General features: G+C 67.5%; 19 protein-coding genes and 1 pseudogene. 12 read left to right on the plus strand and 8 right to left on the minus strand.

The window, feature by feature from the left end; translation table 11 throughout:
- Positions 1-37: 37 nt before the first annotated feature.
- Positions 38-1,153 (minus strand): DUF2855 family protein, encoded by a 1,116-nt coding sequence (locus ACREYQ_RS00410; protein WP_432258857.1) that lies wholly within the window; start codon positions 1,151-1,153, stop codon positions 38-40.
- Positions 1,154-1,218: 65 nt separating this feature from the next.
- Between ACREYQ_RS00410 and ACREYQ_RS00415 the strand changes: the two genes are divergently transcribed.
- The 4 genes from ACREYQ_RS00415 to ACREYQ_RS00430 all read left to right on the plus strand — a co-directional run bounded on the left by ACREYQ_RS00415 (position 1,219) and on the right by ACREYQ_RS00430 (position 5,265).
- Positions 1,219-1,932 carry a TetR/AcrR family transcriptional regulator gene (locus ACREYQ_RS00415; protein ID WP_432258858.1) on the plus strand — a complete coding sequence of 238 codons (714 nt, stop codon included), beginning with the start codon at positions 1,219-1,221 and terminating at the stop codon, positions 1,930-1,932.
- Between the two features lie 155 nt (positions 1,933-2,087).
- Positions 2,088-2,528 (plus strand): CBS domain-containing protein, encoded by a 441-nt coding sequence (locus ACREYQ_RS00420; RefSeq protein WP_078194692.1) that lies wholly within the window; start codon positions 2,088-2,090, stop codon positions 2,526-2,528.
- Between the two features lie 535 nt (positions 2,529-3,063).
- Entirely contained in the window at positions 3,064-4,554 is a 1,491-nt protein-coding gene (locus tag ACREYQ_RS00425; RefSeq protein WP_432260445.1) for an MDR family MFS transporter, read from the plus strand.
- Between the two features lie 96 nt (positions 4,555-4,650).
- Complete coding sequence (locus ACREYQ_RS00430) at positions 4,651-5,265, plus strand: glutathione peroxidase (RefSeq protein ID WP_432258859.1); 615 nt, start codon at positions 4,651-4,653, stop codon at positions 5,263-5,265.
- Positions 5,266-5,521: 256 nt separating this feature from the next.
- Here the strand turns inward: ACREYQ_RS00430 and ACREYQ_RS00435 are convergent, their stop codons facing one another.
- The 3 genes from ACREYQ_RS00435 to ACREYQ_RS00445 all read right to left on the minus strand — a co-directional run bounded on the left by ACREYQ_RS00435 (position 5,522) and on the right by ACREYQ_RS00445 (position 8,907).
- Positions 5,522-6,250: a maleate cis-trans isomerase family protein gene (locus ACREYQ_RS00435; protein WP_432258860.1), complete on the minus strand. Its 729-nt coding sequence runs from the start codon at positions 6,248-6,250 to the stop codon at positions 5,522-5,524.
- 70 nt (positions 6,251-6,320) lie between these two features.
- Complete coding sequence (locus ACREYQ_RS00440) at positions 6,321-7,517, minus strand: serine hydrolase domain-containing protein (protein WP_432258861.1); 1,197 nt, start codon at positions 7,515-7,517, stop codon at positions 6,321-6,323.
- Between the two features lie 91 nt (positions 7,518-7,608).
- Entirely contained in the window at positions 7,609-8,907 is a 1,299-nt protein-coding gene (locus ACREYQ_RS00445; protein WP_432258862.1) for an MFS transporter, read from the minus strand.
- Positions 8,908-9,095: 188 nt separating this feature from the next.
- Here ACREYQ_RS00445 and ACREYQ_RS00450 point away from each other — a divergent pair, with 188 nt between their 5' ends.
- From ACREYQ_RS00450 to ACREYQ_RS00460, 3 genes are all read left to right on the plus strand, one after another.
- A complete protein-coding gene (locus tag ACREYQ_RS00450) occupies positions 9,096-9,812 on the plus strand; it encodes a GntR family transcriptional regulator (protein ID WP_432258863.1) in 717 nt (238 codons plus the stop codon).
- A 7-nt stretch (positions 9,813-9,819) separates the two neighbouring features.
- Positions 9,820-10,668 (plus strand): fumarylacetoacetate hydrolase family protein, encoded by an 849-nt coding sequence (locus tag ACREYQ_RS00455; protein WP_432258864.1) that lies wholly within the window; start codon positions 9,820-9,822, stop codon positions 10,666-10,668.
- Between the two features lie 269 nt (positions 10,669-10,937).
- Positions 10,938-12,185: a M20 aminoacylase family protein gene (locus tag ACREYQ_RS00460; protein WP_432258865.1), complete on the plus strand. Its 1,248-nt coding sequence runs from the start codon at positions 10,938-10,940 to the stop codon at positions 12,183-12,185.
- 9 nt (positions 12,186-12,194) lie between these two features.
- Here the strand turns inward: ACREYQ_RS00460 and ACREYQ_RS00465 are convergent, their stop codons facing one another.
- Positions 12,195-13,073: an AraC family transcriptional regulator gene (locus ACREYQ_RS00465; protein ID WP_432258866.1), complete on the minus strand. Its 879-nt coding sequence runs from the start codon at positions 13,071-13,073 to the stop codon at positions 12,195-12,197.
- 123 nt (positions 13,074-13,196) lie between these two features.
- Between ACREYQ_RS00465 and ACREYQ_RS00470 the strand changes: the two genes are divergently transcribed.
- The 3 genes and pseudogenes from ACREYQ_RS00470 to ACREYQ_RS00480 all read left to right on the plus strand — a co-directional run bounded on the left by ACREYQ_RS00470 (position 13,197) and on the right by ACREYQ_RS00480 (position 16,014).
- Complete coding sequence (locus tag ACREYQ_RS00470; protein WP_432258867.1) at positions 13,197-14,432, plus strand: MFS transporter; 1,236 nt, start codon at positions 13,197-13,199, stop codon at positions 14,430-14,432.
- A gap of 190 nt (positions 14,433-14,622) precedes the next feature.
- On the plus strand, positions 14,623-14,928 hold the full coding sequence (locus ACREYQ_RS00475) for a hypothetical protein (RefSeq protein ID WP_432260446.1): 306 nt from the start codon (positions 14,623-14,625) through the stop codon (positions 14,926-14,928).
- Between the two features lie 100 nt (positions 14,929-15,028).
- Positions 15,029-16,014: pseudogene (locus ACREYQ_RS00480) on the plus strand (Bug family tripartite tricarboxylate transporter substrate binding protein).
- Between the two features lie 17 nt (positions 16,015-16,031).
- On the opposite strand, the gene ACREYQ_RS00485 reads toward ACREYQ_RS00480, so the two are convergent.
- On the minus strand, positions 16,032-16,712 hold the full coding sequence (locus tag ACREYQ_RS00485) for a response regulator transcription factor (protein WP_432258868.1): 681 nt from the start codon (positions 16,710-16,712) through the stop codon (positions 16,032-16,034).
- Between the two features lie 223 nt (positions 16,713-16,935).
- Here ACREYQ_RS00485 and ACREYQ_RS00490 point away from each other — a divergent pair, with 223 nt between their 5' ends.
- Entirely contained in the window at positions 16,936-17,673 is a 738-nt protein-coding gene (locus ACREYQ_RS00490; RefSeq protein ID WP_432258869.1) for a response regulator transcription factor, read from the plus strand.
- Positions 17,670-18,434 carry a sensor histidine kinase gene (locus tag ACREYQ_RS00495; RefSeq protein ID WP_432258870.1) on the plus strand — a complete coding sequence of 255 codons (765 nt, stop codon included), beginning with the start codon at positions 17,670-17,672 and terminating at the stop codon, positions 18,432-18,434. The genes ACREYQ_RS00490 and ACREYQ_RS00495 overlap by 4 nt, the downstream gene beginning before the upstream one ends.
- Before the next feature lie 47 nt (positions 18,435-18,481).
- Here the strand turns inward: ACREYQ_RS00495 and ACREYQ_RS00500 are convergent, their stop codons facing one another.
- Both ACREYQ_RS00500 and minE read right to left on the minus strand, forming a co-directional pair.
- Entirely contained in the window at positions 18,482-19,606 is a 1,125-nt protein-coding gene (locus ACREYQ_RS00500) for a porin (protein ID WP_432258871.1), read from the minus strand.
- A gap of 358 nt (positions 19,607-19,964) precedes the next feature.
- Positions 19,965-20,219: a cell division topological specificity factor MinE gene (gene minE, locus ACREYQ_RS00505; protein ID WP_012351386.1), complete on the minus strand. Its 255-nt coding sequence runs from the start codon at positions 20,217-20,219 to the stop codon at positions 19,965-19,967.
- Positions 20,220-20,234 lie beyond the last annotated feature (15 nt).

Raw genomic sequence — 20,234 nt, forward strand, 5'->3', positions numbered from 1 at the left:
AACCGAACGGCTAGCCCATGCGGGGCCCGTTCGGCTTTTATCCCACCATCACTACATACCCCTCCCGCGGCGCCCCGCTCCCCGCCGCCAGCCGCGCGATCCGCGCCTGCGCGGCTTCGAAGCCCCGTTCCTCCACCAGCGCCAGCCAGCCGTTGGCCGGATCGCGCGCATGCTCGATAAAGCGGCCCTGCGCGGCGTTGAAGCGCCGGTTCACTTCCTGCGGTCCCCAGTCGGCATTGCGCTTGCGGATCTGCACCGGGGCGAAATAGAACTCGGGCCTGGGCCCGGGCAGGCGCAGGTCGCGCAGGAAGCCGGTGTTCTGCGCCGAGCCCGCATAGCAGTCATACACCAGGCTGTCGCCGAAATGCGCATGCACGCGCGCGCGCAGCGATTCATCGCCGGAAAAGTCGACATAGAGCGTGGGCTCGCCGACGGGCATCGACTCCAGTTTGTCGTAGGTGACGGTGCTGTCGTAGCAGCCCAGGCCTTCGACAAAGCCGCGGTTGCGGGCCGAGGTCAGGGCGGTCAGCGTGATGCCGTCGATGTCACGCAGGCAGAAGGCGGTGCCGTAGGCGGTCTTGCTGGAGGCGCTGGACACCACCAGCCGGCGGGCGCCGAAGAAGCCGTTGTCTTCCAGGAAATCGGCCAGCATGAACGAGGTGATGAACAGCGGCCGGTACAGCATCTGGTAGTGCTCCAGCTCCGGCGCGTAGGCGGCGTCGTTCTGTACGCGGGTGTACTGGTTGTAGGCCGAGGTCAGACTGGCGCGATGCGCTGCCGCATCGTAGAAGCCGCGCGCGGTGACGCGCCCGGGCTGCATGCGCACATGGCTGGCGATGGGGAAGTAGCCGTAGAAGCGCTCGCCGGGCACGATGCCTTCGACTGCGGAGTCCACCACATCGGCAAAGCCCCACACCGGCATGTGGCCCCACTGCGGCTGGCCGGTGGGAAAGAAGTCCCAGTACTGCATGGCCTCGCCGAAGGCGGCGTAGGTGATGTTGTTGGTGGTCAGCGCGAAGCGGTCCAGGCGCAGCAGGACCTCGCCAGGCGCGGCGCGGGCGGGTTCGTGCGCGGCTTCCAGACGGCTTTCGTTTAGGGCATCCTTGCGGCTGAACAGCCGCGTGACGGCAAGGGTCGTTTCGGTTGCTGCCATGTCTTCTCCTGGTTCGCGGCCCGTCCGCCCGGCGTGCAATGTCCGCCATGACTTCCGTGAGGCCGATGCCAAGAATCTATCGCCGCGGCGCCGCCGCCGGGTTCGGAAACGAAGCGCCCGCCGCCAGCGGCCTGAAACGGCCCGCCACGCCGCGCAGCAAGCCGCTCAAGCGCCCGTCGCAGCAGCGCGCGCACTTCACCGTCAACGCCATCTACGACGCCTTTGTTCGGATCTGGCGCCGCGACGGCTGGGACGCCTTGACCACGCGCGCGGTGGCGCTGGAGGCGGGGTTCTCGGTGGGCACGCTGTACGAGTACTTCCCCAGCAAGGAAGCGCTGGCATCAGGCTATGTGCGCCACACCGTCGAGACCATGCTGGCGCGCATCGACGCCGAGGTCACGCAAGCGGCCAATGCCGACTGGCGCACGCGCGTGCGGCGGCTGGTGGCCATCGCCTGCGGCGCGGACGATGCGGCCACGGGCATCGTCTTCGATGCCGATATCATCGGCCTGGAGCCGCGCATCGCCGAGCCCAAGCACCACCGGCGCGTGTTCGAGGAGTTCTGCGAGGCGTGGCGCAGTGCGCTGTGTGCCTGTCCTGACTTGCCCGCGGTCCCGGATGCCGCCAGGGTGCAGGCGCTGGTGCTGGCGGTCTGGGGGGCGCGCCGCTATAGGCTGTTGCTGCAGGGCGCGGCGCTGGGGCCGGCACAATGGGTGTCCGAAATGCAGGCACTATGCCTGGCGGCACTTGAGGAAAAAGGTGCCGGTCCGCAGACCTGACGTCAGGACTGCCATGCATGCGTCACAGCATTGCTTACAAAGATTCGCGTAAGTCACCCTGTAAGGGCGGGCGATCCTTTGCTACTCTGATTGCATTGGCGCCGATTGCCGGCACCGCCAGCCGCATTGCATTGTCGACGGAAAAGGAGTTGGGGATGAAAACCGCACGCCAGGTTCTGGAGTCCAAGCCGAGTCAGTCCATTTACAGCATCCCGCCCACGGCGACCGTCTACGCCGCCCTGCAGCTGATGGCGGAGAAAGGCATCGGCGCGCTGCTGGTGATCGAGCATGGCGAGATCAAGGGGATCCTGAGCGAGCGCGACTACGCGCGCAAGGTGATCCTGATGCAGCGCACTTCGCGTGAGACGCTGGTGCGCGACATCATGACCAATGCGGTGATTTACGTCAGCGCCACCCAGACCACCGATGAATGCATGGCACTGATGACCCGGCACCGGCTGCGCCACCTGCCAGTGATGGAAGGCGACGCGCTGATCGGCATGCTGTCGATCGGCGACCTGGTGAAGGACATCATCTCCGAGCAGCAGTTCATCATCGAGCAGCTTGAGCATTACATCACTGGGGGCGGGCATTAGGCCGTATCAGCGGACTGGCCCTTATCGCCGTTCAGTCCATCACCGTCGTTCCCGCGAAGGCGGGAACCCAGTGACTTTTACGACGCTGGATTGCTCGCGATCGCTCACCCTGCGGGCCGTCCTGTGGACGCCCAACGATTGTCCCGCCTGCGCGCGAATGACGTGTAGCGCCTGATATCTACTGGCCGGACAACGGCCTGCCATTCCTCCCACCGCAACCTTGACCAACGGTGTGCTCCCTTGCCGATGCGGAGAGCGGAGCAAGCCGGCCGCTGCGCCGGCATGCCGGGTTTTCCCCTATCCGCTGCCAGCACGATATTTGCTGAGCGCATATACTTATGCGTTCGCTGAATTTGGCCAGCCGCGACGGCTTTACGCCTCCTCTCGCGTGGGTACCGGCCGATATTCCCTGCATTTGACGTTGCTTTCGCCGCACATCGCTGCGGTTTCCTGCTTGCCCATGTCTTCCCCCTCCTCTGCCGCAATCGCCCCGGACGCCACGCCAGCCCTGCCCGCCCACGACCATCGCGCCGTCATGCGGGTGATCGGCGGCATCGTGCTGTGCATCCTGCTGGCCGCGCTCGACCAGACCGTGGTGATCCCGGCGGTGCCGGCCATCGCCAATGACCTGAACGGCTTCGGCCACCTGTCGTGGATCGTGACGGCGTACCTGATCGTGTCGACCGTGACCACGCCGCTGTATGGCAAGCTTTCCGACAGCTTCGGGCGGCGGCGCCTGCTGATGGTGGCGATCACGCTGTTTATCGGCGCGTCGGTGGCGTGCGCGCTGGCGCAGACGCTGGGCCAGCTGATCCTGTTCCGCGCGCTGCAGGGCGTGGGCGGCGGCGGGCTGATGTCGCTGGCGCAGGCGTCGATTGCCGACGTGGTGGCGCCGCGCCAGCGCGGGCGCTACCAGGGCTACCTGGCCACGGTGTGGGCGGTGGCGTCGATCGCCGGGCCGCTGGTGGGCGGCTGGGTTTCCGACCATATGTCGTGGCGCTGGCTGTTCTGGGTCAACGTGCCGCTGGGCCTGCTGGCGATGTTCATGTGCTACCGCGGCCTGGCGATCCTGCCCAGGCGCGGCGGCCGTGCGCGCGTGGACTGGCTCGGGGCGCTGCTGCTGGCGGTGGCCATCGTCGCCTTCCTGCTGGCAATGAGCTGGGGCGGCGACGTCTACGACTGGCTCTCGCCAGAACTGGGCGCCCTGCTGCTGGCCGCCGTGGCCGCGGTGCTGCTGCTGGCCTGGCAGGAGCGCCGCGCCGCGGACCCGATGCTGCCGCCGCGCCTGTTCGCCAATCGCGCCTATGTGCTGGGCGTGGCCGCGTCGGCGCTGGCCGCGCTCGATATCTTCCTGTGCATCTTCGCCCTGCCCCTGTACTTCCAGCTGGTGCGCGGCGTCGATGCGTCGACCTCGGGCCTGCTGGTGATGCCGTTCCTGCTGGCCAACGTGGCTGGCAATTTCATCGTGGCGTGGCTGGCGCCGCGCGTGGGCCGCATGCGCGGCATCCTGACCGCGGGGTATATCGCCGGCGCGCTGGGGCTGATCATCCTGGCACTGATGACCCCGACGGTGCCGCTGGCCGTGGTGCTGGTGGCGATGACGCTGGCCGGCGTGGGCCTGGGCATCACCATCGTGGCCACGCTGATGAGCGTGCAGAACGCGCTGGAGCGCCGCGATACCGGCGCCGGCACGGGTGCGCTGCTGGTGCTGCGCTCGCTCGGCAGCGCGCTGGGCGGGGCAGTGGCCGGCACGCTGCTGACGTTGGAATTCCGCCACGCGCTGACGGCTTCGGGCGTCACGCAGACATTGGACCTGGGCGCGCTGCGCCATGGCAGCGAGGCCTTTGCGCAACTGTCGCCATCGGTGCGAGCGGTGCTGGCGGGCGGCGTGGAGTCGGGCTTCCATCTGATCTTTGCCATGGGCGCGGCAGCGGCCGTGCTGGCGCTGCTGATCGTGCGCCGCATGCCGGACCTGGAACTGCGCAGCAGCGTCACCGAACACGCGGCCACGCTGGCGATGGACTGACGTGGCGCGCCGCATCCGGCGGGCCGCCATCGGCGTAAACTACGCGTAACCTGCGCGTACCCGATACAGCGAGCCGACCACCGGAGCCCCGTCGCCATGATCCGTCATCCCCTGCTTTCCAGCCTGGCTGCCGCCCTGACCTTTGCGGCGGCCAGCACCGCCCTGTTGCCGGCGCCGGTGCGCGCCGCCGACAAGCCCGCGGCGGCCCCTGCCGCTACCGCGGGCGCGTGCCCTGCCTCGCTCAGCTTCACCTTCCCGCGCCTGCAGGACGATGCGCCGCAGAACCTGTGCCAGTACGCCGGCAAGGTGGTGCTGGTGGTCAACACCGCCAGCTATTGCGGCTTCACGCCGCAGTACGAAGGGCTGGAGGCGCTGTACGCCCGGTACGGCGCGCGCGGCCTGGTGGTGCTGGGCTTCCCGTCCAATGACTTCTCGCAGGAGCCCGGCTCGCAGAAAGAGATCGCGGACTTCTGCTACAACACCTACGGCGTCAAATTCCCGATGCTCGGCAAGTCGCATGTGCGCGGCAGCGATGCCAACCCCATGTACGCGCTGCTGGCAAAGCAGACCGGCACGACGCCGAAGTGGAATTTCTACAAGTACCTGATCGATCGCGACGGCAAGGTGGTGGCCAGCTATGGCAGCCGCACCAGGCCGGACGACAAGGAACTGGTGGCGAAGATCGAATCGCTGCTCGGCGCGCAGCGCTGAGCAGGGCGATGCTCTGCGCGCGGCCGGGTTCAGTCGCGCACCAGTCCTTTGGCCCGCATGGCTTCCTGCATTGCCGGCCGCGCGGCAACGCGCGACAGGCACTGCGCAATCCTGTAGTGGTTGCCTGTCCGCCACGCCACGCGGCGGCCGTGCAGGCAGTCCAGGATCGCCCCGCTTTAAGCGGCAATGCGCGTCCTTGCGGACGCGCATTGCAAATCTGCACAGGGGTTCCGGCGCATCGCGCCGGCTTGTTCCCTTATTCGACTTCGCGGAACAGGCGGCCCCAGCCCTGCAGCTCGCGCGTGTCCACGCCGCACAGGCGCAGCGATTTCCACACCACCGTGGAGATGGTGTCGTACAGCGGAATGCCGGTCTCGGCTTCCAGTTCTTCAGCCAGGTGCGCGGCGCGCAGGTTGGTGCAGAAAGTGGTGATGGCCTGCGGCTTGTGCTGGGCCAGGCCGCGCACCATGTCGCGGATGGTGTCTTCCTGGACCTCGGCGAAGCTGTAGTTCACGTGCAGGTCCAGGTGGCTCTCGGCCACGCAGTGAAAGCCGCTGCGCTCGTAGTTGGCGATGATGCGCTGCTGCACGTCGTCCAGGTAGGGCGTGGCCAGGCCGAAGTTGCGCGCGCCGGTCTTTGCCAGGATCTCGTTGAGCGCCAGCACCGAGGTGGTGGCCGGGATGCCGGTGGCTTCGGTGATCTGCCTGCACAGCGCTTCGTCCTTGTCGAAGCCGAGCCAGCCGGACGACGTGCCGTTCCAGGCGATGACATCGACGCGCGCGTCGGCCAGCAGGCTGGCGGCGGCCAGGATCTTGTCCAGGTTGAACTGGCCCAGCGCCTGGTCGCGCAGCGAGATCTCGGTCACCGTGAAGCGCGAGAAATGCGCGCTGACGTTGGGCAGGCCGCTGACCATCGCGCTGGTGATGGGTTCGAGCGCGGTGTTGGAAGATGGGGTCAGCATGCCGAGGCGGATTTGCTTGGTCATATCAGTCGTTCTCAGGAGTTGGGGCGGCGCCGTCCTGTTGCGGTAAGGGCGAAGGCGGCGCCTGCGGGGTTCATTGTTCGGGTTTGTCGTTAAAGGCGAGGGCAGTGCCGGGCACGCCCTGGCTGGCGCGCGCCAGCGCCAGTTCCTTCTGCAACGCGGCCTGGCGCGCGGCATCCGGCCTGACGGTGTTGCCGGCCTGCAGCGCGGGCAGCACGTATTGATTCACCATGCGGCGGTACAGGTCAAGGTACGCCGCATCACGCAGGCCGCCTTGCGTGGACATGATGCTGTTCATCACGATCACCGCATTCTGCTTCGGCAGCACCGTGATGAACTGGCCCTTGTAGCCCATCGCGCTGAACTCGCGCTCGCCCTGCACGATGTTGTTGACCCAGCAGTAGAAGCCGTAGTCCTTCGCCGGGCCGGCGGGCGTGGTCATGCGCGCGACCCACGAGGCCGGCACGATCTGCTGGCCATTCCAGCGGCCCTGGTTCAGCATCAGCATGCCGAGCTTGGCCATGTCGATGGCGCGCAGCCGCAAGCCCCAGCCGCCCGACACCGCGCCCTTGCCGTCGGCGCCGTCCCAGCGGTAGTGGTTCATGCCGAGCGGACCGAACAGGCGGGCCTTCGCGTACTGGTCTTCGGGCTGCCCGGCGGCTTGCGTGATGGCGGCGCCGACCAGCACCGGATTGACGTCGATGTAGTCGAACTCGGTGCCGGCCCTGGTGCGCACCGCGGCGCCGGCCGCCACGCGCAGGCGGTCCGGCACGCCGTAGTAGAGCGTGTCGGTGCCTTCCACCAGCTTGTACGACAGTCCGCTGGACATCGACATCAGGTGGCGCAGCTGGATCGCCTGCTTGTCTGCCAGCGCGCTGGCCAGGTCGGGTCGCGCGGCCGCCAGGCGCGGCGCGGGCGATTCTTCGGCGCTCAGCTTGCCGTCGCCGACCAGGGTGCCGACCAGCAGGGCGCTGATGAACTTGGTGACGGAATAGAGTTCATGGTTGTAGTCGCGCGAGAGGCCGTCGCCGTAGCGCTCGAATACCAGCTTGCCGTCCTTGATGACGAGCAGGCTGCGTACGTCGAGCTTGTCGCGGCGGATCCATTCGGACAGGGCGATGAGCTTGCTGGAATCGACGCCAACCGCTTCCGGCTGGGCTGTGGGGATGCCTTCGGCAGTGGCCCTGGCGGACGCGGCCGGGGCGGCGTGGACTTGTGCGGCGCCCAATACCAGCAGGGCGGCCGCGAACATACGGGACAGGCGTTTCATGGGGAGTGTCCTCCACCGCCGCGCTGCCGAAGGCAGCGCGGCGTGTGCAAATCGGGTTTGCGTGGATGGGGGCGCGCAGCGCTGCGGGGGGTCAGACCGGGATCTTGGTCTCGTAGTCGATGGCCGTGGAAGCGAACAGCAGGCCCACGCCGGCAGCGGCGAAGAACATCAGCGCCAGGAAGTACGAGCCCGTGGCCTGCACGATCAGGCCGACGATGATCGGCACGCTGATGCCGGCGATATTGCCGCCCAGGTTCATCAGGCCGCCCAGGAAGCCAATCTTGTTGCGGGTGGCCAGCATCGACGGCACGGACCAGAACAGGCCGCACCAGCGCAGGAAGAAGAGGGTGGACGAGAGCAGCGCCACCACGGCCACGGCGTCGGTGACATAGGCCACCGAAAAGATCGACACGGTGGCGACCACGGCCGCAATGCCGAACAGCGTGCGCATCACCACGTTGGGGCGGCCGCCGGCTTCCTTCCACTTGTCGGCGATCCAGCCGCCGACGAGTTCGCCGACGAAGCCGCTCATGAAGATGATGAAGCTGGCGCCGCCCATCGTCTTGAGGTCAAAGCCGCGGGCCTTGCTCAGGTAGGTCGGCATCCAGGTGAGCAGGCCGTAGAAGACGGCGTTGAAGCACATCCAGCTGATGGCCATGCACCACACCGAGCGGTACTTGAAGAAGTCGAGCGAACGGCCGGACAGGTTGGCCGGCTCGGCGCTGTGCTCGCGCGCTTGCGCTTCCTCGATGTGGCGCGCTTCGAGGTCATTGACGCCGCTGTGTTCGCGCGGCGAATTGCGGATGTACCACCAGGCCACGAAGCCGGCGAGCACGGTGCCGACGCCGGCTACCACGAACGACATGCGCCACGAGCCGAGTTCACTGATCAGCCCGGCAATGATGAGAGAACCGAGCGCTGCGCCCAGCGGCGCGCCGCCGTCAAGCAGCGTGGCGCCGCGGCCGCGTTCGTTCTGCGTCATCCAGATGGCGTTGAGCTTGCCGCCGGCCGGGTAGATCGGCGCTTCGGCGGCGCCCAGCCCGAGCCGGGTGAGCAGCAGCGAGGTGGCGTTGGTGCAGACCGCCGCGATCGCCTGGAAGAAGCCCCAGAACACAGTGGCGCAGGCAATCACGATGCGCGGCTTGTACTTGTCGGCCAGCATGCCGCCCGGGATCTGCATGAATGCGTAAGTCCAGAAGAAGGAGCTGAGGATCAGCCCCTGCATGGCGGGACTGAGGTCGAACTCCTTGGCGATCAGTGGCATGGCCACCGACAGCGATGCGCGGTCAATGTAATTGATCGCGACGAGGCACAGCATCATCAAAAAAATCTTCCAGCGTACGGAGGTCTTGGCCTCCGTGATCACTGTCGCCCGGCTTGTCGTCTCCATGACGGCGTCTCCTGTTTTAGTCCTTGGGTGAGGCAGTTCTGTTGGCCTGTTGCGCAACAGGCCCGAGTATAGGATACGTAATCTGTAATTACAACGTATCTAAGTCATTGATTTTACGGTATTGAATGTGCACAATTTGAGGGTGTGGTAGCCTTGTCCTGGTGCATTTCCCCATTCTGGTGACGTCTGTGACACAAACGCTTTCCCAAACCACGCGCCTGCGCACGCTCGGCATGTCGGCTGAAATTGCCGCGCGGCTGCGCACCATGATCGAAGAGGGCGAACTGCCGCCCGGCGCGCGGATCGATGAACGGGCCTTCTGCGAGACCTTCGATGTCTCCAAGACGCCGCTGCGCGAGGCGCTGAAGGTGCTGGTGGCCGAAGGCCTGGTGTTGCACCGGCAGTACATCGGCTACCGCGTCGCGCCGCTGGACCTGGACGAGCTGCGCGCCACCTTCGAGACCCTGCACGGGCTGGAGGCCACCGCCGGCGAACTGGCCGCGCAGCGCCTGACCGATGCCGCCCTGACGAAGCTGGAGCGCCGCCACCAGGCCATGATCGACGCCCATGCTGCGGGGCGGCGCACCGAGTATTTCCGCATCAACCAGGAGATCCACCAGCTCATCATCGACGGCGCCGCCAACCCGGTGCTGGCGAGCGTGTACGCCACGCTGATGAGCAAGGTCCACCGTGCGCGCGGCGCCGCCAATGCCGACATGCTGCGCTGGCAGGAATCGCATGAGGAACACGAGGCCATCATGGCCGCCTTGCGCGAGCCCGGCCGCCCACGCCTGGCGCAGGTACTGCGCTGGCACTCCGAGAACACCGCGAAAGAAGTCCTGAGTGTGGTCGAGCGCTCGCTCGCCGAGTCCGGCCGCCTCTTCAATTCGAAGACAGCAGCCTGAGGAAGACATGAAACTGGTAAGAGTGGGCCAGCCCGGCGCGGAGCGCCCGGGCCTGATCGACGCGCAGGGGCGCGTGCGGGACTTGTCCGGCGTGATCGCCGATATCGGTACGGCCGAGCTGGCGCCGGCGGCGCTGGAAACGCTGGCGCAGGTGGACCCGGCGGCGCTGCCTGTCGTCGAAGGCGCGCGTTTTGGCGTGCCCTGGACGGGTATCGGCAAGATCGTCGCGATCGGCCTGAACTATGCCGACCACGCCGCCGAGGCCGGCATGCCGCTGCCGGCCGAGCCGATCGTGTTCCTCAAGGCCAACAGTTCGCTGAACGGTCCCAACGACGCGGTGATGCTGCCGTTCGGCTCGCACAAGACCGACTGGGAAGTGGAACTGGGCGTGGTCATCGGCACCACCGCGCGCAATGTCTCGCGCGAAGCGGCGCTGGGCCACGTGGCCGGCTACTGCGTGGTCAACGACGTATCGGAGCGCGAGTTCCAGATCGAGCGCGGCGGCACCTGGGACAAGGGCAAGGGCTGCGACACCTTCTGCCCGGCCGGCCCCTGGCTGGTGACACGCGACGAAGTGCCGGACCCGCAGGCGCTGGGGCTGTGGCTGGAGGTCAATGGCGAGCGCGTGCAGAAGGGCAGCACCGCCACCATGGTCTTCGACGTGGCCACCGTGGTCAGCTATGTCAGCCGCTTCATGACGCTGTTGCCGGGCGACCTGATCGCGACCGGCACGCCGCCGGGGGTGGGCATGGGCTTCAAGCCGCCGCGCTTCCTGAAGGCCGGCGACACCATGCGCCTGGGCGTGGACGGGCTGGGAGAGCAGACCCAGCAGGTGGTGGCATACGGCGAGCGTTGAGGGCAGGGCGCCGGCACGGGTTGCCTTTGCCATGACGCGGGCCGGTGTCCATGCGGAGGCGGAAAGAACGCCGCCTCGGATGGTTCCCCACCGATACGCTTTCACACAAAGCGTTGGGTTTCCATACAAAGCGTACGATTAGGGCAACAGTTCCGGCGCCGAAACGGGCCGGATTACATGGTTTTACAGGAAATCGCACACTTGGCGTTTCGCTCGCGTTTTCTGCGTGAAATACTGGTTATACAGGTTTCGCCAGAGAGCAAAACATCATGTCCGAGCACGCCCCCGAAATCGAGTCTTATCTCGGCACCGCCCTCGCGGCGTCCCCCGCATCGCCACTCAGGCACCGCTACTGCGCGCTGGCCGACACCCTGGACAGCCGCGCCGAACTCGAAGCCATCCGGCGCAATATCCACCAGCATCCCGAACTTGCCTTCGACGAGGTCCGCACCTCGGGCCTGGTCGCCAGCCTGCTGGAGACTTGGGGCTATATGGTCACGCGCGGCGTCGGTGGCACGGGGGTGGTGGGCACCTTGCGCTGCGGGGACAGCGGCCACAGCGTGGGCATCCGCGCCGACATGGACGCCTTGCCGATCAATGAGCGCACCGCACTGCCCTATGCCAGCGTCAATGCCGGCCGCATGCACGCCTGCGGCCACGACGGCCATACCGCGATCCTGCTCGGCGCGGCAAAGCAGCTGGCGCGCACGCGCAACTTCAATGGCACCGTGCACCTGATCTTCCAGCCGGCCGAGGAAATCGGCGCCGGCGGCGGCGCCGAGCGCATGCTGGCCGACGGGCTGTTCGAGCGCTTCCCGTGCGATGCGATCTTCGGGCTGCACAACCACCCGGGCGTGGAGCAGGGTCATTTCCTGTTCCGCTCGGGCCCGTTCATGGCGGCGTGCGATACGGTCACCATCACCATCCGCGGCAAGGGCGGCCACGCCGCGCGTCCGCACCAGTCGGTCGACCCCATCCTGGTGGCCGGCAGCCTGGTGATGGCGCTGCAGTCGGTGGTATCGCGCTATGTCGACCCGAACGAGACCGCGGTGGTCACGATCGGCACGCTGCACGCCGGCCATGCCCCCAATGTGATCCCTGACAACGCGCGCATGGAGATCAGCGTGCGCTCGTTCAGCCCCGAGGTGCGCGCCTCGCTGGAACACCGTATCCGCCAGCTTGCCACGTCGCACGCCGAAGGCTATGGCGCGGTGGCCGAGATCGACTATGTGCGCGGCTACCCGGTGCTGGTCAACAGCGAGCGCGAGACCGAGTTCGCGCGCCAGGTGGCCGAGGAACTGGTCGGCGCCGGCAAGGTGGTGGACCAGGCCGCGCGCATCGCCGGCAGCGAAGACTTTGCCTACTTCCTGCAGCAGCGCCCGGGCTGCTTCGTGCGGCTGGGCAACGGTGCCAACCAGCCGCTGCTGCACAACGCCGGCTATGACTTCAACGACGAGAACCTGACCGTGGGCGCGGCCTACTGGACGCGGCTGGTGGAGCGCTATCTGAGAAGCTAAGCGCAAGGCTTAGCGGAAGAACGCGCTCGGCGGCACGCCGAACTGCCGCCTGAACATGGTCGCGAACGCGCTCGGGCTCTCGTAGCCCAGGTCCAGCGCCACATCCACCACCTTGCTGCCGGCGGCCAGCTTCTCCAGCGCCGCCAGCAGGCGCGCCTGCTGGCGCCATTGCCCGAAGGTCATCCCGGTTTCGCGCGCAAAGCGGCGCTGGATGGTCTTGGGGTCCACGCCCAGCCGTGAACCCCAGTCCGCCAGCGTCAGCGCCGTATCGGGCGCGCTGGTGATGACATCGCAGATCTGCCGCAGGCTGTCGTCGGCCGGGCGCGGCAGGTGCAGCGGCAGCGACGGCACCAGCATCACCTCATCGAGCAATAGCCGCATCAACCGCGCGTCGCGGGTGTCTGGCGCATAGGGCAAGGGAATGTCCACGGCCGCCAGGATCAGCTCGCGCAGCAGCGGCGAGATGCCCAGCACGGTGCAGCGCCGGGGCAGGTCGGGCGCGGCATCGGGGCGGATATAGGCGGTGCGCATCTGCACCCGGCCCACCATGCGGATCCAGTGCGTGGTGGCGCCGGGCATCCACATGCCGCGCGTGGGCGGCACGATCCACTGGCCTTCGGCGGTGGCCACCACCATCACGCCATGCACCGCGTGGATCAGCTGCGCGTGCGGATGCTGGTGCGGATTGGTCACGTGTCCGGGCAGGTAGTCGGCGGCCATCGCGGTCACGGGCAGCGGGCTGCGGTCAAAGCGGACGTAGGCGGGAGGATCGGCGTAGGTGTCGCCCAGCGCCAGCGTTTCCGGCGTGGGGGCGGGGGGCGCATGCCGTGCGCCGGGCCGGCGGCGGGCCGAGCCGGATGCGGAAAGAGGGCAAGGGGCGCGCGGCATGTCCTTTTCTCCAAGGTTGCGGACCTATTCTCGCAGGACAGGCGCCGCGGCGCCAGCTAGCATCGATGCTCAGATCCCTACAGGCCGGCGCCCCCGCTGGCTTCCGTTTGTCGAGAGCCGCCAATGAGCACAACCATCGACTCCGCGCCCACCGGCGCAGCCTCCGCTTCACCGTCCCCGCAGGCCGAACGCACGGGTTTTCGCGTGCTGTCGGCGATCAGCTTCGCCCACTTCCTCAACGACATGATCCAGTCGTTGATCCTGGCGATCTATCCGATGCTCAAAGGGGGCTTCAACCTGAGCTTCACCCAGATTGGCCTGCTGACCATGACCTACCAGGTCACGGCGTCGCTGCTGCAGCCGGTGGTGGGCCTGTACACCGACAAGCATCCCAAGCCGCATTCGCTGGCCATCGCCATGGCGTTCACGCTGGCGGGTCTGCTCCTGCTGTCGGTGGCGCCCACCTACGGCGTGCTGCTGGTGGCCGCGGCGCTGGTCGGCACGGGCTCGTCGATCTTCCACCCGGAGTCGTCGCGCGTGGCGCGCATGGCCTCGGGCGGCCAGCACGGGCTGGCGCAGTCGATCTTCCAGGTGGGCGGCAACGGCGGCAGCGCCATGGGGCCGCTGCTGGCCGCGCTGATCGTGCACCAGCAGGCCAGCCTGGCGTGGTTCTCGCTGGCGGCGCTGGCGGGCATCGTGGTGCTGTGGCGCATCGGCGGCTGGTACTCGCGCCAGCTGGCGCAGGGCGCGCGCAAGCGCAAGGCCGCCGGCGCGGCCGCCAGCCCGGTGCCCACGCGCGTGGTGGTGCGGGCCATGGTGGTGCTGATGGTGCTGGTGTTCTCCAAGTACTTCTACATGGCCAGCCTGACCTCGTACTACACCTTCTACCTGATGGAGCGCTTCGGGCTGGCGCGGCAGGACGCGCAGCTGCACCTGTTCATGTTCCTGGCCGCGGTGGCGGCGGGCACCATCCTGGGCGGCCCGATCGGCGACCGCATCGGCCGCAAGCGCGTGATCTGGGCGTCGATCCTGGGCGTGGCGCCGTTCACGCTGTTGCTGCCGCACGTGGACCTGTTCTGGACCACGGTGCTGACCTTCATCATCGGCTTTATCCTGGCCTCGGCGTTCTCGGCGATCCTGGTGTTCGCGCAGGAGCTGATCCCCGGCAAGGTGGGCATGGTGTCGGGCCTGTTCTTCGGCTTTGCCTTCGGCATGGGCGGCATCGGCGCCGCGGTGCTGGGCGGCATGGCGGATACGCACGGCATCCGCGCGGTGTACGAGTACTGCGCCTACCTGCCGCTGCTGGGCCTGCTGACGGTGTTCCTGCCGGACCTGCGCGAGCGCGCGCAACGGGCCTGACGCTCAGGCCTTTTCAGTGTCTTCGCCGCCACCGCCCGGTGGCGGCATCGATAATGCGCAGCCAGCGGCGCGCGCCTGGGCAGCGTGTGGCTTGGCCAGCGCGTGGCGGCCCCGGCCGCGGTGACGCGCGCGCAGCCTGCCTGATTTCATCCGCGAAGGCTGCTGCTGCCGGGCGGCGTTTTGCGGCATGATGGCGGGCATGAAGTCTGACGTGCCCCAGTTCCAGCCGATGCCATCTGCCACAGCCCCTTCCGCCACACCCGCCATGCCGCCCTGCGAGCGCTGCCTGGCGCTGGCCGACGACCCGCGCCGGCGCGAGCCGCCGGCCTGCCTGGCGCTGCGCAGCACCGCGCCGGTGGTCAGCCAGAGCGCCGCCGGCGTGCCATACAGCATGATGTCGTTTTCCTGCCGCGACTGCGGCACAGGGTGGCGGCTCTATGACCGTGCCAACGAACTCTTTGTCTCGTGGGTGCCGGAACGGCCACTGGAGCGCTGAGCGCATCCCGATCGGCTAAGATAGCGGCTGCTCCGCACCGGTCCGGTACCTTGCTGCCGCCTCGGGCGCGCCCCTGTCGAATCTCTCCCGCTTTTCCGTCATGGCCTTCCCCCTCCGCTCGTCCGTGCTGGCCGCAGTCTGCGTCGCCAGCGGCGTCGCCGTCGCACTGCCTGCCGCCGCAGCCGATGCCTATCCCAGCCGCCCGATCCGCCTGATCGTCGCCTATCCGACCGGCGGCATCAGCGACGCCGTGGCGCGCGCGCTCGGCGAGCGCCTGTCGGCGCAGACGGGCACCTCGGTGGTGGTCGAGAACAAGGCCGGCGCCGGCGGCGGCATCGGCTCGATGCGGTCGCCAAGGCGGCGCCGGACGGCTATACGCTGGGCTTCGCCGCCACCAGCCCGCTGACGCTCAATCCGCATGTGGGCCGCGTCAACTACGATCCGCAGAGGGACGTGGCGCCGGTGATGAGCGTGATGTACTCGCCGGTGCTGGTGCTGGCCACCTCCGCCTTCAGCGGCAAGGGCTTTGCCGATGTGGTGGGCCAGGCCAGCGCCAGGCCGGGCTCGGTGCGCTGGGCCACCTCGGGCCTGGGCACCGTCGGCCATGTGATGCTGGAACAGATCAGGCAGAAGTCGAAGGCCGAGATTGCGCTGATCCCGTACAAGGGCGCCGGCCAGCAAATGAATGACGCGCTCGGCGGCCAGTTCGAGGTGATGAGCACCAACGCCAGCCCGGCGCTGACCCAGCATATGCAGGCCGGCCGCTTGCGCGCGCTGGCGGTGGGTGCGCCCAGGCGCCTGGAGAGCCTGCCCGCGGTGCCGACGCTGGCTGAGCTGGGCTACCCCAAGGCCAACCTGACCTCGACCTTCGGCATATTCGCGCCGGGCAAGACGCCCGCAGCCATCATCAACCGGCTGAACGCCGAGCTGAACAAGGCGCTGGCCGAGCCGGAAGTCCGTGAGCGCCTGCTCAAGGGCGGCGAGGTGCCGACCGGCGGTACGCCGGCGCAGTTCGCCAAGGCCATCCGCGAAGAGTCCGTGGAGAACGCCCGCATCGTCAAGGAAGCCGGCATCAAGGCCGACTGACGCTGGCAGCGGCTGCGCTAAGCCGCATCCAGGCGGCTGCCCAGCCCATATACCGCCGACAGCCGCACTCCGTTGTGCGGCCACAGCGCCAGCTTGGTGCGCACGCGCGACAGGTGGCTGTCCACCGTGCGCGAGGCCGGGTCCATGTGATAGCGCCAGACCTGATCGACCATGGTCTGGCGCAGCACCAGCGCACCCAGGTTGCGGAACAGCAGCACGGCCAGGTCGAATTCCTTGGGGGCCAGCAGCACCGGCTTGCCCTGTACCCACACCCGCCGTTCGGCGGTGGCAAAGCGGAACGGACCGTGTTCCAGGTCGCAGTCCGGGCTGGCCGGCCGGGCGCGGCGCAGCAGTGCCAGCACGCGCGCGGCAAGCTCCGCCGCGCGCAGCGGCTTGGGCACGTAGCTGTCGGCGCCTTGCCCAAGGCAGGCCGCGACAAAGCCTTCCTCGTTCGACGTGCCGGTCAGCATCACCGGCATCTCATTGCCCAGCGTGCGGCGCACCCACGCCAGCACTTCCAGTGCCGGGATTCCCGCCGTATCGCAATCCAGCATCAGCAGATCGAACGACCTGCCGCGCAGCGCGCCGATCATGGTGCGCCCGCTGAGGTAGCGCGTGCACTGGTGGCCGTTCAGGCGCAGGGTCTGTTCGATGCTGACGGCGAGGGTGGGGTCCGCCTGCAACGCGGCGATCTTCACGAGCGTGGCTCCTGCGCGGGGCGCACCGGAATGCGCCGATGGATGGAGAGAGTGTGGGCGCCGCAGGCACGTTCGGCCCGCAGCGAAGCCCATGGTAGGAGCGGCCCGTTGAGGCGAGAAGTAAAAGATTGTTGAAAGTCGAGATTGAGCGCTTTCCTATTCGCGCCGCCCGCAACACGGTCTTAAATGTCGCGCTAGTGGTCTGTTCCGTCGGAGGCAAGACATGGGAAAGAAATTGGCATCGCGCATTGCATCGCTTGAAGACGCGCCCGCGGATGCGGCGCTGATCCGCCAGGTCATTGCCGGCGCGGGATATGAATGCGTGAGCTTCGGCGAAAGCCGGCGCCTGCTGCTGGCGCTGCGCGACGGTGGCTTCGACCTGCTGCTGCTGGACTGGCAGGTGCCGGAGCTGTCCGGGCGCGAGGTGCTGGCCTGGGTGCGCACCCATCTCGACCGGCGCATCCCGGTGATGTTCCTGACCTGCCGCGATGCCGAGCACGATATCGTCTCTGCCCTGGCCGCGGGCGCCGACGACTACATGGTCAAGCCCGTGCGCCCGGCCGAGCTGGCCGCGCGCATCGAATGCCTGCTGCGCCGCGCCTATCCCGCGCAGGTGGCGCCGCACGCGCCGCTGCGGGTGGGCGATTACGCCTTTGACTGCGCACTGCGCAAGGTCACCTGCAACGGCCACCCGGTCGGCCTGACGCCCAAGGAGTTCGACCTGGCGGTGCTGCTGTTCCGCAACGAGGGCCGTATCGTCACGCGCGACCACATCACCGCCGCGGTCTGGGGGCGCGAGATCTCGCCCATGTCGCGCACCATCGATACCCATGTGTCGCGCGTGCGCAGCAAGCTTGGGCTGCAGGCTGCGCATGGCATGCGGCTGACGCCGGTCTACACACATGGCTACCGGCTGGAGCGCACGGACCGCGCCGGGTGTCCCGAGCGGGCGGCAGCGTGAGGACGCCGCTGTTGCGTCATGCCGCGTTTGCCACGGCGCTGTGGCTCGGCAGCCGCTGGCTGGCGCGGGGTTTGCGCGGCCCCGTTGCCGCAGCGCCTGCGCCCGGCCGGCGCGGCGACATACGAGATCCCGTCGCCGTGCAGGACATGCTGCTGCATGTGCTCGGCCACGACCTGCGCGAGCCCAATGCCTCGCTGCTGGCCTGGCTGGCGCTGCGCCGCACCCAGGATCAAGCCGATGCGGCGCTGCTGGCGCAGGTCGGCGGCCATGCGCGCCGTTCCCTGCGCCATATTGATGACCTGAACCGGCTGCTGCGCGAAACGCGCCATGCCTATCGGATGCAACGGATTGTCATGGGAACCCTGCTCGATGAAGCGCTGGACCGGGTGTGGACCCTGGCCAGCGAGGCCGGTGTCCGGCTGGAACGGCCGGCGGGGCGCCTGCCGCGCATTGGGGGGGACCAGGCCATGCTGGGCGGCACGCTGGAATGGCTGCTGGCAAGTGCCATCGATGCGGCGGCGCCTGGGACGGCGCTGCGGATCGCGTGTCGCGGCCATGCCGGCGGCCTGGCGCTGTCGATCGTGTTCGATCCCGCCAACGATGAGGGCGGCGTGCGCCTGGGCCTGCCCGGTCCGGCGCTGCTGTGCGCCCAGCGCGTGGTGGCGCGCCATGGCGGCATGCTGGTGCCGTTGCAGCCGGTGGGCGAGGCCACCCCGCAAGCCGGCTGGTACCTGTGGCTGCGGCGCCGGCCGCGGCCATGAAAAAAAGGCACCCGAAGGTGCCTTTCGCCAAACTGATCAAACGACAATCAGAAGATGTGGCGGATACCAGCGCCGAAGCTGGTCTGGTTGCCGCGACCCGGCAGTTCCATTTCGGTAGCGCCCGACACCTTGTTCCAGTCCGCTGCGCCGTAGACTTGCGTGCGCTTCGACAGCGAATACTCGGCGATGAACGCAGCCGTGTAGCGGCGGCCGTTGTTATTTGCGATGCCGTTCTTGTTCTCGACGTAATCGCCGTAGAACGCGCCAGTCAGCGCCAGGGCCGGGGTAGCCTGGTAGGTCAGGCCGGCGAAGCCCAGAGTGTCCTTGCGCGGGTTGGCGTTGGAAGCAGCCGAGCCGGCGGTGGTCGGGATGGTCCAGCGGGTTGTCGAGACGACTGCGGCGTTGTTCAGGATGCCGTCGATCACGCCGGTGCGGTCCTTTCCACCGATGTAGCCCAAGAAGATCTTGGCGGGTCCGATCGTGTACTTGCCGCTGGCGCCCCACATTTGCTGCTTGTTGCCATTCTGGTCGCGGATTTCCTGGTACACGCCACCCACGCCGAACGGGCCGTAGCTATAGGCTGCGCGCACGCCGAAGTACGGCGAATTGGTGCCGGCGCCCGAACCGCTTGCCTTCGTGAAGCTGCCCGGAGTTTCGCCAAAGCCATAGCTTGCGCCGAAATCAAAGCCGCTGAACGAGCCGCTGTAGCTGACCACGTTGTTGCGGCGCAGCTGCGTCAGGCTGTAGTACATCCACGAGTTGCCGGTGTAGTTACCGATGGTCAGCGGATCGTAGTCGCCGAAGAAGTTAAACCCTTCGGTGTACTGGCGGCCCAGCTTCACGGCGCCGAAGTCACCAGCCAGGCCAACGTAGGCTTGACGATTGAAGAGCTGACCCGACGAGCTCATCGTGCCGTTGGGCACGTTGAAGCCGTTTTCCAGTTGGAAGATGGCCTTCAGGTTGTTGCCCAGGGCTTCGGCGCCCTTCAGACCCCAGCGGCTTTGCGTGACGGCGCCATTGTCCATCGCGGTTTGGCTGTGGTTGTTGGCGTCGGCGTTGGTGGTGTAGTGGATGCTGGCGTCGGCGATGCCGTACAGCGTGACTGACGATTGCGCGTAGGCGCCGCTGGCAAACAGCGAACCGAGTGCGAGGGTGAGTAGCGATTTCTTCATGGTGCTCCTTTTCTGTCTTGTACTTTTCTCACCGCCGGATCACGACGGGGACGAGGTCTACGTTTCGTGTAAACGCCGCGAAAATTTAGCAAAACGTAAGGAACAAAGACACAAAACTCCGTGAAGGCGTGCTTTCAAGCAGGACTTTGGTGCAAATCCGTTGTCTGGCCGCTACAGAATTCCGAGTTGGTGCGCTGCAGTAGCACAGTTGTGTGGCCTATACCGGGCCAGAGGGGATCGGGACGGGGAAAAATGAAACCGGCCGACCCAGGCGCGCAAGTGGCGCAGTCGGCACGGGGGCGGGGGCAGCGGAGGACAATAGGGCGGGCGAACCCGGCGGCGGCGCCGGGGCCCGTCCTCAGTGCTGCGGGATCTCGATCTTGACCTCGAGCACTTCGAGGTTGTCCTGGCGTTCCAGGCTGACGCGCAGGTCCTGGTCGCCGATCTTGACGTACTTGGAGATCACCGCCACCAGCTCGCGCTGCAGCGCGGGCAGGTAGTCGGCGGGCGCGGAATGGCCGGTGCGCTCATGCGCCAGGATGATCTGCAGCCGCTCCTTTGCGACCGACGCGGATTTTTTCTTCTCTCCCAGCAGGAAGGAAAGGATCGACATGGGGTGAACCCTCCT

It is taken from the genome of Cupriavidus sp. TMH.W2 (genome assembly GCF_050847365.1).
Taxonomy (GTDB): Bacteria; Pseudomonadota; Gammaproteobacteria; order Burkholderiales; family Burkholderiaceae; genus Cupriavidus.